The 14,269-nt window shown below is 76.3% G+C and carries 15 protein-coding genes; 9 read left to right on the top strand and 6 right to left on the bottom strand.

Annotation, left to right across the window (positions count from 1 at the left end; genetic code table 11):
- Positions 1–5 precede the first annotated feature (5 nt).
- Positions 6–659, top strand: coding sequence for a response regulator transcription factor (locus tag AD017_RS03600; protein ID WP_060576214.1), 654 nt, complete (start codon positions 6–8; stop codon positions 657–659).
- Positions 660–683: 24 nt separating this feature from the next.
- Here the strand turns inward: AD017_RS03600 and mgtE are convergent, their stop codons facing one another.
- The 3 genes from mgtE to AD017_RS35160 all read right to left on the bottom strand — a co-directional run bounded on the left by mgtE (position 684) and on the right by AD017_RS35160 (position 3,741).
- On the bottom strand, positions 684–2,072 hold the full coding sequence (mgtE, locus tag AD017_RS03595) for a magnesium transporter (RefSeq protein ID WP_060572845.1): 1,389 nt from the start codon (positions 2,070–2,072) through the stop codon (positions 684–686).
- A 114-nt stretch (positions 2,073–2,186) separates the two neighbouring features.
- Positions 2,187–3,191, bottom strand: coding sequence for a methyltransferase (locus tag AD017_RS03590; RefSeq protein WP_060572843.1), 1,005 nt, complete (start codon positions 3,189–3,191; stop codon positions 2,187–2,189).
- A 64-nt stretch (positions 3,192–3,255) separates the two neighbouring features.
- On the bottom strand, positions 3,256–3,741 hold the full coding sequence (locus AD017_RS35160; protein ID WP_157178966.1) for a cupin domain-containing protein: 486 nt from the start codon (positions 3,739–3,741) through the stop codon (positions 3,256–3,258).
- A 172-nt stretch (positions 3,742–3,913) separates the two neighbouring features.
- Here AD017_RS35160 and AD017_RS35155 point away from each other — a divergent pair, with 172 nt between their 5' ends.
- From AD017_RS35155 to AD017_RS03570, 3 genes are all read left to right on the top strand, one after another.
- Positions 3,914–4,234, top strand: a complete 321-nt coding sequence (locus AD017_RS35155) for a hypothetical protein (RefSeq protein ID WP_010231059.1) — start codon at positions 3,914–3,916, stop codon at positions 4,232–4,234.
- Positions 4,235–4,310: 76 nt separating this feature from the next.
- Positions 4,311–4,961: a thioredoxin domain-containing protein gene (locus AD017_RS03575; protein ID WP_010231062.1), complete on the top strand. Its 651-nt coding sequence runs from the start codon at positions 4,311–4,313 to the stop codon at positions 4,959–4,961.
- Positions 4,958–5,599: a vitamin K epoxide reductase family protein gene (locus AD017_RS03570; RefSeq protein ID WP_010231065.1), complete on the top strand. Its 642-nt coding sequence runs from the start codon at positions 4,958–4,960 to the stop codon at positions 5,597–5,599. Before AD017_RS03575 ends, AD017_RS03570 begins: the two co-directional genes overlap by 4 nt.
- A gap of 93 nt (positions 5,600–5,692) precedes the next feature.
- Here AD017_RS03570 and tatA read toward each other — a convergent pair whose 3' ends face one another.
- Complete coding sequence (gene tatA, locus AD017_RS37180) at positions 5,693–5,860, bottom strand: twin-arginine translocase TatA/TatE family subunit (protein ID WP_060572841.1); 168 nt, start codon at positions 5,858–5,860, stop codon at positions 5,693–5,695.
- Positions 5,857–8,553, bottom strand: a complete 2,697-nt coding sequence (gene mgtA, locus AD017_RS03560) for a magnesium-translocating P-type ATPase (protein WP_060572839.1) — start codon at positions 8,551–8,553, stop codon at positions 5,857–5,859. Before mgtA ends, tatA begins: the two co-directional genes overlap by 4 nt.
- An 85-nt stretch (positions 8,554–8,638) precedes the next feature.
- On the opposite strand from mgtA, the gene AD017_RS03555 reads away from it, so the two are divergent.
- From AD017_RS03555 to AD017_RS03540, 4 genes are all read left to right on the top strand, one after another.
- On the top strand, positions 8,639–8,983 hold the full coding sequence (locus AD017_RS03555; protein WP_227012650.1) for a metalloregulator ArsR/SmtB family transcription factor: 345 nt from the start codon (positions 8,639–8,641) through the stop codon (positions 8,981–8,983).
- A 158-nt stretch (positions 8,984–9,141) separates the two neighbouring features.
- Positions 9,142–10,452, top strand: coding sequence for an LCP family protein (locus tag AD017_RS03550; protein WP_082399485.1), 1,311 nt, complete (start codon positions 9,142–9,144; stop codon positions 10,450–10,452).
- 41 nt (positions 10,453–10,493) lie between these two features.
- Positions 10,494–11,108, top strand: a complete 615-nt coding sequence (locus AD017_RS03545) for a DedA family protein (RefSeq protein WP_227012649.1) — start codon at positions 10,494–10,496, stop codon at positions 11,106–11,108.
- 350 nt (positions 11,109–11,458) lie between these two features.
- Positions 11,459–12,628 carry a glycosyltransferase gene (locus AD017_RS03540; protein WP_060572833.1) on the top strand — a complete coding sequence of 390 codons (1,170 nt, stop codon included), beginning with the start codon at positions 11,459–11,461 and terminating at the stop codon, positions 12,626–12,628.
- Positions 12,629–12,643: 15 nt separating this feature from the next.
- Here AD017_RS03540 and AD017_RS03535 read toward each other — a convergent pair whose 3' ends face one another.
- Positions 12,644–13,195: a hypothetical protein gene (locus AD017_RS03535; protein ID WP_060572831.1), complete on the bottom strand. Its 552-nt coding sequence runs from the start codon at positions 13,193–13,195 to the stop codon at positions 12,644–12,646.
- Between the two features lie 148 nt (positions 13,196–13,343).
- Between AD017_RS03535 and AD017_RS03530 the strand changes: the two genes are divergently transcribed.
- Complete coding sequence (locus tag AD017_RS03530) at positions 13,344–14,210, top strand: SAM-dependent methyltransferase (protein WP_060576212.1); 867 nt, start codon at positions 13,344–13,346, stop codon at positions 14,208–14,210.
- Positions 14,211–14,269: the final 59 nt, after the last annotated feature.

Raw genomic sequence — 14,269 nt, 5'->3', positions numbered from 1 at the left:
GCCTGATGCTGGTCGACGACCAGGAGCTCGTCCGCGCCGGATTCGCGATGGTGCTCGACTCGTGCGACGACCTGACCGTCGTCGCGCAGGCCGGGGACGGTGAGCAGGCGCTCGCCGAGCTCGACCGGACCGCGGTCGACGTCGTCCTGATGGACGTGCGCATGCCGCGCCTCGACGGGATCGAGGCGACCCGCCGGGCGCTGGCCGCGCATCCCGGGCTGAAGGTCGTCGTGCTGACGACGTTCGACCTCGACGAGTCGGTGACGGCCGCGATCGGGGCCGGGGCCAGCGGGTTCCTGCTCAAGGACGTCAAGCCGCAGGGCCTGATCGACGCGGTGCGGACGGTCCACAGCGGCGACTCGGTGATCGACCCGGTGTCGACGCGCCGGCTGCTGCGGGCGACCGCGCCACTGCTGTCCGCGCCGGAGCCGGCCGCCGCGGCGCCCGACGCGGCGGCCGCGCTCGCCGATCTCACCCCGCGCGAGCGGGAGGTGCTGAACCTGGTCGGCGACGGCCGGTCCAACGCCGAGATCCAGCAGGACCTGGTCGTGTCGGAGGCGACGGTGAAGACACACATCGGCCACCTGCTGGCGAAGACCGGCTCCCGGGACCGCGTCCAGCTGGTGGCACTGGCCTTCCGCGCCGGACTGGTGAGCTGACCCCGCCCGGCGTGCGGCCGGGCGTCAGAACTGCAGGACCAGGTGGGCCACGGAGAAGTAGATGACCAGGCCGGTCGCGTCGACCAGGGTCGTCACCGCGGGGGCGGACACCACCGCGGGATCGATGCCCAGCCGGCGCGCGACCAGCGGCATCGTCGCCCCGATCGTCGCCGCCCAGGCGCAGATCGCGACCAGCGAGATCCCGACGACGAGCGCGATCTGCGCCCCCACGAGCGCGGTGCCGATCACCAGCCCCGCCAGGGCCAGCATCGTGCCGAGCGCGGCGCCGACCCGGGCCTCGCGCCACATCACCGTGAGCACGTCCGACGGCCGGACCTCGCCGACGGCGAGCGCGCGCACGCTCGCCGTCGCGGCCTGGGCGCCGGCGTTCCCACCGGTGCCGATCAGCAGCGGCACGAACAGCGCCAGTGCCGTGACCTGGGCGAGTGTGTCCTCGAAGTACTGCAGGACGTTCACCGTGAGCGTGGCCGCCACCAGGAGCAGGAGCAGCCAGACGATCCGGGAGCGGGCCAGCGACAGCACGCCGACGGTCATGTAGTGCCCGGACCACGGGGCCGCGCCGGACTGCCGTGCGACGTCCTCGGAGTCGGCCCGCTCCAGCTCCTCCACCGCGTCGTCGATCGTGAGCAGGCCCAGCAAGCGGTCCTCGCCGTCGACGACCGGGAGCGCGATCCGGTCCGAGTCGCCGAGCAGCCGGGCGGCGTGCTCCCCGGTGTCGGTGGCGCGCACCGTGGGGGTGCCGGTCTCGACGAGGTCGGCGAGCGGCGTCTCCGGCGTGCTGAGCACGAGCTCGCGGAGCGTGACGACACCCTCCAGCACCCGGCCCGGCCCGACGACCGGCAGCGTGTAGACGGTCTCGGCGTTCCGCCCGGCCCGGCGCACCCGGGCCAGCGCCTCGGTGACGGTGCCGCCGGAGTGCAGGCTCACCGTCTCGGGCGTCATGAGCCGGCCGGCGGACCCGGCCGGGTAGCCGAGCAGCGCGGCGGTCGCCCGGCGCCGGTCCGGGGCCAGCCCGGCGAGCACCCGGTGCGCCACCGACGCCGGCATCTCGCCGAGCAGCCGGGCGCGGTCGTCGGGATCGAGGCCCTCGACGAGTTCCGCCACCCGGTCCTCGCGCATCCCGTCGAGCACCCGCTGGGCGGTCACCGCGTCGAGCTCCTCGAACGCGGCGGCCGCGGTGTCCTTGTCCAGCAGCCGGAACAGCACACCGGCGTCGGCCTCGTCGCACCGCGCCAGCGTCTCGGCGAGGTCCCGGGGGCTCAGGTCCCCGGCCCCGGCGGCGACGGCCGGGAGGTCACCCGCGCGCAGCGCACCGGCGAGCCGGGGATGATCCGGGATCGCGTCCCGGGCGGCCCGTTCGGCCTGCGTGCGCGTCGTGGTCGTCGCGTCCATCTCTCCACCTCCCCGGCTGCGGCGGCAGGCCCGGCAGGGGCCCGCCCAGATACATTGCGTACGGCAACAATTCTACGTTCGACGCAAGTGTCCCGCAGCCGGCGGAGGCCGGCCTCACCGGGGGCGGGCGTCGATCACGCTGCGCGGGCCGGTGGTCGGGACGACCGCCTCGACCCGGAAGCCGGTGTCGTCCAGCAGCTCCGCGTACTCCCGGGCGGTGCGCTCCCGGCCGCCGGTGCCGACGAGCATGTGCAGGTCGTAGAGGGCGGGTCCGGGCTCGCCGGGGCCGTCGTCGGGCAGCAGCTGCTCGAGGATCAGCACCCGGGCGTCCGGCCCGGTGGCGACCCGCACCGTCCGCAGCAGCGCGCGGCACTCGTCGTCGGTCCAGTCGTGCAGGACGAACGAGAGCAGGTAGACGTCCGCACCGCCGGGGACGGCCTCGAAGAAGTCGCCGAGCATCACGTCGCAGCGGCTCGCGAGCCCCGCGGCGGTGAGCTCGTCGTGCGCCCGCTGGGCGACGTCGGGCAGGTCGAGCAGCATGCCGCGGCACGACGGCCGTGCGGTCAGCACGTGCCGCAGCAGCGCGCCCGTCCCCCCGCCGAGGTCGACGACGGTGCTGCCGTCCGGGACGTCGTAGGCGTCGACGAACGCGGCCCCCGCCTCGTCGACGAGGCCGCGCTGGGTGACGTCGTAGAGCGCGCCCAGCTCGGGCCGGTGGGTGAGGTGCCCGAAGATCGGCCGCCCGGTCACCCGCCGGCACGCCTGCTCGCCGGTGCGGACCGACTCGGTCAGGTCGTCCCACAGCGGGCGCCACAACCGGGAGGTGAGCAGTGCCCTGGCGTGCGCACCGCCCGGTGCGTCGCGGCGCAGCGCCCCGCCCAGCTCGGTGTCCGCCCACCGGCCGTCCGGCTCGCGGGCGCACAGGCCGAGCGTGGCGAGCGCGCGCAGCAGCCGGTCGAGCGTCGGCGGGTGCGCGCCGGTCTCCGCGGCCAGCTCGTCGACGCCGGCGGGCCCGCGGGCCAGGACGTCCATGACGCCCAGCTCGGCGGCGGCGCAGATCGCGTCGGTGGTCCAGTGGGCCTGGACCATCCCGATCAGCCGGGTGGCGGCGGTGTCCATCGGAGCTCCTCACGGGTGCGGGGATCTTCTCCGTCGAAGTGTCCCCGGTCACACCGCGGGCGGCCTAGAACCCCGGGTGGTCGCGCAGGTTGACCTGGTCGCAGCTGCGCGCGAACGCGTCGACCTCGTCGTCGGTCGGTGGCTCGGCCCGCGCGGCGAACCCGGCCAGCCCGCGGAAGTAGCGCTCCCGCGGGGCGCCCGGCACGAAGAGGATCAGGAACCGGGCGTCGGAGTCCGGGCCGGTCCGGAACGCGTGCACCCCGTGCGCCGGGACGTGCACGAGATCGCCGGGGCCGGCCTCCGTCCAGTCCGACCCGGTCATGATCCGCAGCCGTCCGCCGATCACGTAGAAGCTCTCGGTGAAACCCGAGTGGTAGTGCGGCAGTGCGCCGGGGGAGTCCGCCGGGATCCACGACTCGAAGAGCCCGAAACCGCCGCCGACGGATCCGCCCGGCGCGGCGAAGCGGGTCCACGATCCGGTGGGGGAGGTGACCGCGCGCTCGGTGTCGGCGGCCGGACGCCACACGGCCGACGGTTCGGGGAAGCTCACGCCCACCGACGGTAGCCGCCCGACGACCGGGCGTCGGCACGCGACCACCGGTCCGGGCCCGGATCGGGGCGATGGGGGAGCGGCGACCCCTCTGAGCTGCGTCGGTATCGTCGGGCCCCGCGGCCGGAACGCGTCCCGCCGCGGTCCGTCGGCGAGGAACGAGGTGAGGTGCGTGCGCGTCCTCGCCTCGTTGCTGCTCCTGCTCGTGGCCCTGGTGGTCTGTGCGGGGCCGGCCGCGGCCGCGGCGACGCACCACGCGGAGCACGTCCGGGCCGTCGAGTGCCCGTACCAGACCCCGACGACGCTGCACGTCGGCGACTCGGAGCAGGTCCCCCGGCGGGACGGCGACGATCCCCCGTCGCCGGCCGCCCTGCCGGTGACACCGGTCGCCGCCGTCCCGGCGGGCCACGCCGACACCGACCCGTCGCCACCCCCGGAGCGGACGCTGCTCGGGCCGTCGCCGGTCGAGCAGCTGTGCGTGGACCGGAACTGACCGGGAGGGAACGTCCCGCGTCCCCAGTACCCGTGATCCCGGCTCCGTGCCGGAGCCCCGTGGAGGAGCCCTCCCCATGACCCGCAATGTCAAGATCTCGCTGTTCGTCGTCGGTGCGTTCGCGCTCCTGGTGGCGGCACTGCTGTTCGTCAACCGCCCCGACGCCCCCACGGGGAGCGCCGGCGGCGAGGTGTCCGCCGACGCGCTCGCCCCGGCCGACGCGCCGCGGCTGAACGACGCCCCGGGCGCCCAGGTGACCCTCGTCGAGTTCCTCGACTTCCAGTGCCCCGGCTGCGGCCAGCTCCAGCCGATCATGAGCCAGCTGGTGCAGCAGTACGGCGACCGCGTCGAGTTCGTCGTCCGGGACTTCCCGCTGCCGATCCACCCCAACGCCGAGCAGGCCGCCGTCGCCGCCGAGGCCGCGCACCAGCAGGGCAAGTTCGTCCCGATGTACGAGAAGCTCTTCCAGAACCAGCAGAACTGGTCCGAGCAGCCCGACCCGACGGCGATCTTCCGCGGCTACGCCGACGAGATCGGCCTCGACGGAGCCGCCTACGACGCCGCCGTCGCGAACCCGGCGACCCTGGAAGCGGTGCAGGCCGAGAAGGCGGCCGGTGAGGCCGCCGGCGTGCAGGGCACCCCGACCATCTTCGTGAACGGCGAGCAGGTGCAGGTGAGCTCGGTGCAGGACATCACCGACGCGCTCGACGCCGCGGTGAACCGGTGACGGCCGCGGCCATGACCGAGGAGATCGACCGGGTGCCCGGCGGGCCCGTGGCCGGCGGCGTCCCCGGCCCGGTGCCGCGGGTCCTGCCGTGGCTGCTGACGCTCGGCGGCGCGCTCGGCCTGGTCGCCGCGTTCACGCTGACCGTCGAGCGCATCGAGCTGCTGCTGGACCCGGGGTACACGCCGTCCTGCAGCATCAACCCGGTGCTGTCCTGCGGGTCGGTCATGCAGACCGAGCAGGCGGCGTTCTTCGGGTTCCCGAACCCGCTGCTCGGGATCGGTGCCTTCGCCGTCGTCGTGACGGTCGGGGCCGCGCTGCTCGCCGGGGTCCGCTTCCCGGCGTGGTGGTGGGCCGGACTGACCGCGGGGGCGGCGCTCGGCGTCGTCTTCGTGCACTACCTGATCGTCCAGAGCCTGTACGAGATCGGGGCGCTCTGCCCGTACTGCATGGTCGTCTGGGCCGTGACGATCCCGATCTTCTGGTACTCGGCACTGGCGGCGCTGGACCGCAGCGGCGCGGCCCGCGGGCTCTACGAGGGCCTGCGCCGCTACCACGCGGTGCCGGTCGTCCTCTGGTTCCTGGTGATCATCGGCCTGGCGCTCCAGCGGTTCTGGATCTACTGGTCCAGCCTGCTCTGAGCCGCGTCCCGCCGGGGCGCACCCCGTCACGGCGCGGCGCACCCCACGCGACGGGTGCGCCGCCCCGCGGAGGGGTGCGCGGCCAGTGTGGGGTCAGCGGTCGGTGTGGTCGGTGCGGTTCTCCTCGGCGGACAGTTCCGTCTTGAGGATCCGGCTCGAGCGACCTACGGAGCGGGCGAGGTCGGGCAGCTTCTTCGCGCCGAACAGCAGCACGAGCACCAGCAGCACGATCAGCAGCTGGGTCGGTCCGGGTGGGGTCATGGGACACCGTCCTTCTCCGCCGGGGCGATCCCCAGCACGTGACGTAGGTAGAGCGGCCGCGTCGCGGCCACGCACAGCAGGAACGGCGGCACGACGGCCGCCAGCAGGGGCCACACCGCGGGCGGCGGTGCGGCCATCCCGAACACCGGGGCGAGCGGGGTGAAGGGCAGCGCCACCCCCGCGACGACGACCGCCGCGACGGTGAGCACCACCGCGCGGACCGGGCGTCCGGCCCGGGTCCGCAGCAGGAGCAGCACCAGCACCTGGGACAGGACGCCCTCGACGAACCAGACCGCCTGGAAGACCGCCTGCTCCTGTGGGGTGTCCAGGCCGAGGAAACGCCACACCGCCCAGAACGTGACCAGGTCGAACGCCGAGGACAGCGGCCCGAGGACCGCCATGAACCGCAGCATGCCGCGGGTGTCCCAGGTCCGGGGCCGGGCGGTCCAGCCCGGCTCGACCCGGTCGAACGGCAGCGACAGCGCCGCCACCCCGAACAGCACGCTCTGCAGCACCAGCTGCGCGGGCAGGAGCGGGAGGAACGGCAGCACCGCCGAGGCGACGACCACCGACAGCGCGTTGCCGACGTTGAGTGCGGCGGTCACCGTCAGGTAGCGGGTGGCCCGCCCGAGGGTGCGCCTGCCCTCCTCGACGGCGGCGACGACGGCGTCCGGGCCCCGGCCGGTGAGCACGATGTCGGCGGCCGCGCGGGCGGCGGGCACGGCGTCGTCGACCCCGATCCCGACGTCGGCGGTGCGCAGCGCGCCGACGTCGTTGACGCCGTCGCCGAGGAAGCCGACGGTGTGGCCGCGTGCCTGGAGCGCCGCGACGACCCGCTCCTTCTGCAGTGGGGCGAGCCGGGCGAACACGGTGGTCCGCTGCACCGCGCGGGCCAGCGCGACGTCGTTGAGCGCGTCGAGGGCGGCGCCGTCGAGTACCCCGTCGATCGCGATCCCGGCCCGCTCGCAGACCTGCTCGGCGACGACCGGGTCGTCCCCGGTCAGCACCTTCACCTCGACGCCCTGCTCGCGGAACCGCGCCACCGCGCCCGCGGCGGACGCGCGGACCGGATCGACCAGCCCCACGAACCCGAGCAGCAGCAGGTCCTGCTCGGGGTCCGGGTCGTGCGCGGCGATCCGCCGGGTGGCGACGGCGACGACCCGCATCCCGCGGGCGCGGTGGCCGTCGGCGGCGTCGGCCGCGGCGGCGCGCAGCGAGCGGGTCAGGGGTCCGGCGGAGCCGTCGCGGACCGCGTGCGAGCAGCGAGGGAGGACGGTGTCCGGGTCGCCGCGCACGATCACGAGCTCACCGGGGTCGTGCGCGTCGCGCAGCACGACGGCCGCGCGGCGCCGTGCGTGGTCGAACGGCAGCTCGTCGACCCGGGTGAGCAGCCCCTGCGCGAGCTCCGCCGACCCGTCCCGGCCCGCACCGGCCAGCGCGTCGTCGATGCCGTCGCGCGGGGTGGCCTGGAACCGGACGGCGACGGCCGCGGTGTCGCCGGGTGCGGGATCGGGCCGCCCGTCGACGTCGACCGAGTGCGTGAACACGACCCGGTCCTCGGTGAGCGTGCCGGTCTTGTCCAGGCAGGCGACGTCGATCGCCCCGAGGTCGTGGATCGCGTCCGGCCGGGTCACCAGCACACCGGACTCGCGCAGCCGGGCGGCGCCGCGCAGCAGCGTCGTCCCGACGATCAGCGGGAGCAGCTCCGGCGCCAGCCCGACGGTCACGGCGACGGCGAACAGCAGGGCCTGCCGCGGGTCGCCGGACACCGAGCCGTTGACGACCACGACCAGCGGTGCGGCGACCAGCATGCAGCGCACCAGCGTCCAGCTCACCGCGCGGACGCCCCGGTCCACCGCGGACGACGGCCGCGGCCGGTGCGCCCGGCCGCCGAGCTCCTCGGCGTGCGTGCGGGACCCGGTGGCGAGCACGACCGCGGTCGCCTCGCCCCGGGTGACGGTGCCACCGGCCGGCAGCAGCGACGGGATCGCCGTCACCGGAGGGATCGTGGCCGGCCGGTCACGGAGCCGGCGCGGCGAACGCTCCGGGGCCGACGGCGGTGCCTTCGGGACCGGCAGCAGCTCCCCGGACAGCGACGACTGGTCGACCAGCAGGTCCGTGGCGCGCAGCAGCCGCAGGTCGGCGGGCACCGGGTCGCCGGCCCGCAGGAGCACGACGTCGCCGGGCACCAGGTCCTCGGGCGGCACCTCGCTCTCCCGCGGGGACGAGCCGGCGGCGGGGCGCCTGCGCACCGTGACCGTCGTGCCGGCCCGGGCCCGCAGCACCCGCGCGGTGCGGTCGGCCCGGATCTCGTGCCACAGCCGCAGCCCGATCCCGAGCGCGGCGATCACCAGTACCAGCGCCGCGCTCCCGGCCTCGTCGGCGACGGCGAGCAGTGCACCGAGCACGGTCATCAGTCCGGCGAACGGGCTGGCCAGTGCGCGGCGCAGCCACACCGGCGGGCCGTGCCTGCGGTCGGCGGCGGGGACGTTCTCGCCGTGCTCGGCCAGGCGGAGCGCGGCGGTGTCCTCGGTGAGCCCGCGCCGGGACGTCTCGAGGCCGCGGAGCAGGGCGAACGCGTCGGCCTGTGCGTAGTGGCGCAGGGCGGCCTCGCCCGGGACCGGCGGGGGGCCGGGGCCGCGGCGCGGAGGGGGCGCGGCCGCGGCGGCGCCCGCCTCGGTCGTCCGGTCCATCGCGCTCCTCGGTCCCCGGGGCCGTGCCCGGACCCCGACCGGTACGGTAACAGTTGCGTAAGTATTGCAACTGTCTGGAGGTGTGGTGGACGAGGAGCTCCTCGAACCCGAGCTGCTGGCCGACGTGGCCGCGGCGTTCGGGATGCTCAGCGCGACCTCCCGGCTGCAGATCGTCTGGCTGCTCGCCGCGGGCCCCCACGACGTCGGCTCGCTGGCCACCGCGCTCGGCCAGCCGGTCGCCGCGGTCAGCCAGCACCTGGCCAAGCTGAAGCTCGCCGGGCTCGTGCGGGCCCGGCGGGAGGGCCGGCACCAGATCTACGTGATCGACGATCCCGGCGTGGTCGAGACGGTGCACGCGGTCGTCGCGGCACAGCGGGCACGACGCCGCCCCGACGCCGGAGGCGCCGGCCGGGCCCGGGGGAGTGCGTGACCCCGCCCCGCCCGCCGCGGCGCGACCCCCGCGGCGCGGTGCCGCCGGGCCCGCCGCCGGCCCGTCCGCCCGGCCCGCCGCCGGGCACCCCGCCGAGGCGATCCGCCGAGCGCCCCGGACGGCCCCGCCCGCCGCGCCGCCCTCCGGCGGCGCCCCCCGTGGACCCGACCCGCCGGACCACCCCGCTCGCCCCGGTCGGGGCGGTCGCACCGGGCGGGCCGGTCGCGCCGTGGCCGCGGGCGGGGGACCGGCCCCCGGCGCGCCCGTCGCGGGCCCGGCGCTGGGTCGCGGCACTGTCCGCGTCCGTCCTGCTCGCCACCGGCGCGGCCTGGTCGGTGCTGGGCGGCGACGGCGGGCTGGTCACCGCCGACATCACCGGCGACACGGTGGCCGACGGCGCCACCGACATCCTGCTGGTCGGCAGCGACTCCCGGGTGGACGCCCGCGGCAACCCGCTGCCCCGCGAGGTGCTCGACGCGCTCGACGCCGGTGACGCCGACGGTCAGGCCAACACCGACACCCTCATGCTCGTCCGGATCCCGGACGACCCGTCGCTCGGCGCGTCCGCGGTCTCCATCCCGCGCGACGCCTGGGTCGACGTCCCGGGCCTCGGCATGCACAAGATCAACTCTGCGCACGCCCGCGGCGCCGCCGTCGCCCGGCCCGGCCTGAGCGGGCAGGGCCTGTCCGGGGCCGATCTCGAACGCGAGGCGAACGCGGCCGGCAGCCGCACGCTCGTCGCGACCGTGGAGGAGCTGACCGGCGTCTCCGTCGACCACTACGCCCAGGTCAACCTCGCCGGGTTCGCCGAGATCACCCGCGCGCTCGGAGGAGTGCCCGTCTGCCTGCGCGAACCCGTCCGGGACCGGTACTCCGGTGCCGACTTCGCCGCGGGCCCGCAGACGGTGGAGGGCGCGCAGGCACTGCAGTTCGTCCGGCAGCGGCACGGGCTGCCGGGCGGGGACCTGGACCGGGTCCGGCGCCAGCAGGCGTTCCTCGCCGGGCTCACCCACCGGCTGCTCTCGGCCGGGACGCTGGCCGATCCCACGGCCGTCGCCGGGCTGCTGCGTGCGGTCAACGGCGCCGTCGTCCTCGACCAGGGGTGGGACCTCACCTCGATGATCGCGCACGCGAGCCAGCTGCGCGGCGACCGCGTCGAGTTCCGGACGATCCCGACCGGCCGCGCCGACTACCGCACCGGCAGCGAGGGCGTCGCCGTGCAGGTGGACCCGGCCGAGGTCACCGCCTTCCTGGCGGACCCCACCGACCCCGCGGCGCCCGGCGAGGACCCGGACGGGGACGGCACCGGTGCCACGCCCGAGGCCGCCGTCGGCGACGACCCGGCCCCGGCCGAGGACTCCGGCACGACGGGCGCCGCCGCCCCGCGCGGGTCGCCGGACCCGGCCGCGCCACCCGCGAGCGTCCCGCCCCCCGACCTGACCGCCGACGGCGTTCCCTGCGTCGACTGAAGGAGCCTCCCATCTCCGAGATCATCGAGTTCCTCACGTCCGTGCCGCTCTGGGTGGTGGTACTCGTCGCGGGCCTGGTCACGCTCGGGGAGACCACGCTCGGAGTCGGCCTCCTCCTGCCCGGCGAGACCGTCCTGATCGCGGCGGCGATGGCCGTCCCGGACGTGCCGGCGGCCGTGCTGGTCACCGGCGTCGTCGCCGTCGCGGCGGCCGGTGGCGACACCATCGGCTACGCGATCGGACGACGGTTCGGGTCCCGGCTGCGCGAGTCCCGGCTGATCGGTCGGATGGGCCGCGACTCGTGGGACGACGCCGCTCGCACCCTGCGCCGACACGGCTCCTGGGCCGTGCTGTGCGCCCGCTTCCTGCCCGTGGTGCGCACGATGACGCCGGCCGCGGCCGGTGCGTCCGGGCTGCCGCTGCGGCGGTTCCTGCCCGCCGTCGCCGTCGGTGCGACAGCGTGGGCGGCGATGCACGTGACCGCCGGGTTCCTGCTGCGCGAGGCGGCGAAGGAGTTCGAGCACGCCTTCGGGCTGCTCGGCTGGATCGTCCTCGCGGTGGTCGTCGTGGCCGGGGTCGTGGCCTGGCGGGTCCGCCGGCGCCGTGCCGACGCCCGCCGGGCCGCCATCGAGGCCACGGCCTCCGCTCAGAAGTAGTAAGTAGTCGTCGCCGTCCCGGCCCGCGTCGCGCTGCTGCTCGGCGACGTCGGCCGGGTCGGCCTCCGACGTGCTCATCGGGACGGCGCCGCCGGTCTCGGCGTCGGCCGGGTCCGGATCGGTCTCGAGGCGCTGTTCCCGTGCGTCGGTCGGGTCGGCCTCGGTGAAGGGGGTGTCGGGGCGCATCCGTCTCCTCTCGTCGTCCGTCCGGTCGGGGGCGTACCCGGATCCGGGAGCGGGCATGCGCGCTGCGCCGGGTGGCGCCGCCCGCTCGAACGGGTAGGGTCGGCCGTCCGACGCGTAGAGCCACCTGCGCGTGCCCGCATCGCGAGCACGACGAGGAGGCTGCCTTGCGTATCGCCATCGTCCGAACCCCCGAGGTGCCGGAGGACTGCGGCACCGGTCTCGTCGCGGCGGCGCTGGCCGCGGCCGGCCACCGGATCCGCGTCGTCACCGACCTCCCCGACGACCCCGCCCTCGTCCGGCCGGACGGCCCGGGCGACCTGCGGGTCGACACCCTCACCCCGGCCACGCTCACCGACGGCCTCGCGTCCGTCTGGGCGGACGACCCGCCCGAGCTGGTGCACGCCGTCGGCCCGGCCGCCGCCCGGGCCGCGGGGACGACCGGTCTCCCGGTCGTCCTGTCCTACCCGGCCGGTGTCCCCGCCCGGTCCGGCGCCGACGACGACCCGCTGCCGGTCGGCCGCGCCCGGGTGCTGGCGGCCAGCGAGGACCAGCACACCGCGTTGCTGCGTCTCGGCGTCCCGCGGGCGGTGCTGCGCACCGTCCCGGCCTGCGTCGACACCGACGTCTTCACCCCGGAGGGGCCTGCCCTGCGCCGGGACGAGCACCCGCGGATCGTCACGCTCGGGTCGCTGGCCGACGGTGCGGGGGCGGGTGCGGCGATCCGCGCACTGGCCCGGGTGCCGGGTGCGGAGCTGCTCGTCGGCGGCGGCGCCACCGGCGACGACGCGGACCGCGCGCGGTTGTTCGCCGTCGCGGAGTCGGTGGGGGTCGCCGGGCGCGTCCGGTTCCTCGGCCCGGTCGGTGCCGCGACGGTGCCGCGGCTGCTGCGCTCGGCGGACGTCGTCGTGGCCGCCCCCGGGCACGACGTCCCGGTCGCCCCCGTGCTGCAGGCCATGGCGTGCTCGCGGCCCGTGGTCGCCGCCGGCGTCGGTGGTCTGCGCGACGCGGTCGTCGACGGCGTGACCGGACTGCACGTCCGGCCCGGCCGCGTCGACGACCTGGCGGTGGCGGTGCGCGAGATCCTCGCCGACGACGGGCTGCGGACCGGCTTCGGCATCGCCGGCCGGGACCGGGCGGTGTCGCGCTTCGACCGGTCCCGGATCGCGGACGCACTCACCGGGGTCTACACCGAGCTGCTGGAGGGGCGCGCCGCGACGCCGGAGACCGCGGGCGATGCCGATCCCGCCGACCTCCCGGACGCCGCGGAGTCCGAGGACCCCGCGGAAGCCGGGGCCGGGGCGGAGCGGCAGGAGCCGGTGGGCGCCACGGGCTGATCCGGGCCGGCGTCCTCAGTACCCGGACCCGGGCCGCGACCGGCCCGGGTCGTCGGGTTCCGCGGGCGGGACCGCGTCGACGGGGGCCACGTCGAACAGGGACCCACCGTCCGGCGCGTCGGGCGGGACGGCGGTGTCCGGCTCCGCGCCGGGCACCACGAACGGTGCCGTCCCGAGCTCGCCCGCCGCGTGCCGGTGCGGCCCGGACGAGCCGGGCTCGCGGATCACCTGGAAGTGCCCGGTGCGCCGGACCCGCTGGGCGAGCGGCACGCGGTGCCGGGGCAGCGCGACCAGCTTCCGGTGGATCCGGCGCAGCCCGGTCGCCAGCGCGAAGGTGACCGGCACCGCGACGATCACCTGCCACCACGCGGTGGCCCAGAAGTGGACGAGCCCCACGAACAGTCCGGCCAGCGCCACCGCGCACAGCCGCACGGACAGCACCTGGGCCCGCAGACGACGGCCCCGGGTGCTCTTGCGCAGCTCCGGGGCGGTCCGCGAGAGCAGCCACAGCAGGTAGAGCGCGAGGAGGCCCAGCGCGATGTACCCGGTGACCCGGCGGAGGTCCATCGCGTGGACTCGGGCCGCCCCCGGGGTGTGTTACGGGTCACCGCGCCCGACGGCTATGGGACCGGGTGTCCGGTACGTCCTCCGCCACGTGAGTGATCATCACGCGCTGACCTGAGCAATGCTAATGAACCGTCGTACGGTGATCGTCATGCGTACCGCCGACGATCAGTGGGACATCACCAGCAGCGTGGGCGCGACCGCTCTCGCGGTCGCCGCCGGGCGGGCCACCGAGACCCGCCGCACGGACCGGCTCGTGGACGATCCGCTCGCCCAGGCGTTCGTCGACGCCGCGGGGCACGGCGTCGACATCCAGGGCGACCCGCAGGACCCCGACGAGCTGTGGCGCCTGCAGGCCACCTACCAGGGCGTCCGGTCCCGGTTCTTCGACGAGGCCCTGCGCGGCGCGGGGACCGGCCAGGTCGTGCTGCTCGCCGCCGGCCTGGACGCCCGCGCACTGCGGCTCGACTGGCCGTCCGGGACGACCGTCTTCGAGGTCGATCAGCCGCGCGTCCTGGCCTTCAAGGACGGCGTGATCGCCGACGCCGGCCGGGCACCCACTGCGCGGCGGGAGACCGTCCCGGTGGACCTGCGGCACGACTGGCCGCTCGCGCTGACCGAGGCCGGGTTCGACCCGGCGCGCCCGACGGCGTGGCTGGCCGAGGGACTGCTGCCGTACCTGCCCGCCGACGCCGAACGGCTCCTGTTCGAGCGGGTCCACGCGTTGTCCGCGCCGGGCAGCCGGATCGCCGTCGAGCACTTCGGCGTCTCGATCGACCGGATCGTGTCCGACCCGCACTTCCGCGCTCTCTCCGAGCGGATGCTCGGCACCGACGTCCGCGAGCTCTTCTTCGACGAGCCGCGCAGCGAGGGCCCGGTCGAGTGGCTGCAGCGGCACGGCTGGACGGTCGGGTCGCGGCGGGCCGCCGACGTCGCCGCCGGCTACGGCCGCCCGCTCGACGGTGCCGTCGCGGCCTCGATGGGGCAGGTGGAGCTCCTCTCTGCCGACCTCGGGTGATCCCGCGGCCGGGCGGCGCGGGCCGCCCGGCTCGTATGCTTGCCCGCGGCCCACGGACG

This window comes from Pseudonocardia sp. EC080619-01 (genome assembly GCF_001420995.1).
Lineage (GTDB): Bacteria > Actinomycetota > Actinomycetes > Mycobacteriales > Pseudonocardiaceae > Pseudonocardia.
The sequence above is the reverse complement of the archived record's forward strand: the minus strand, read 5'-3'. Positions and strand labels throughout refer to the sequence as shown.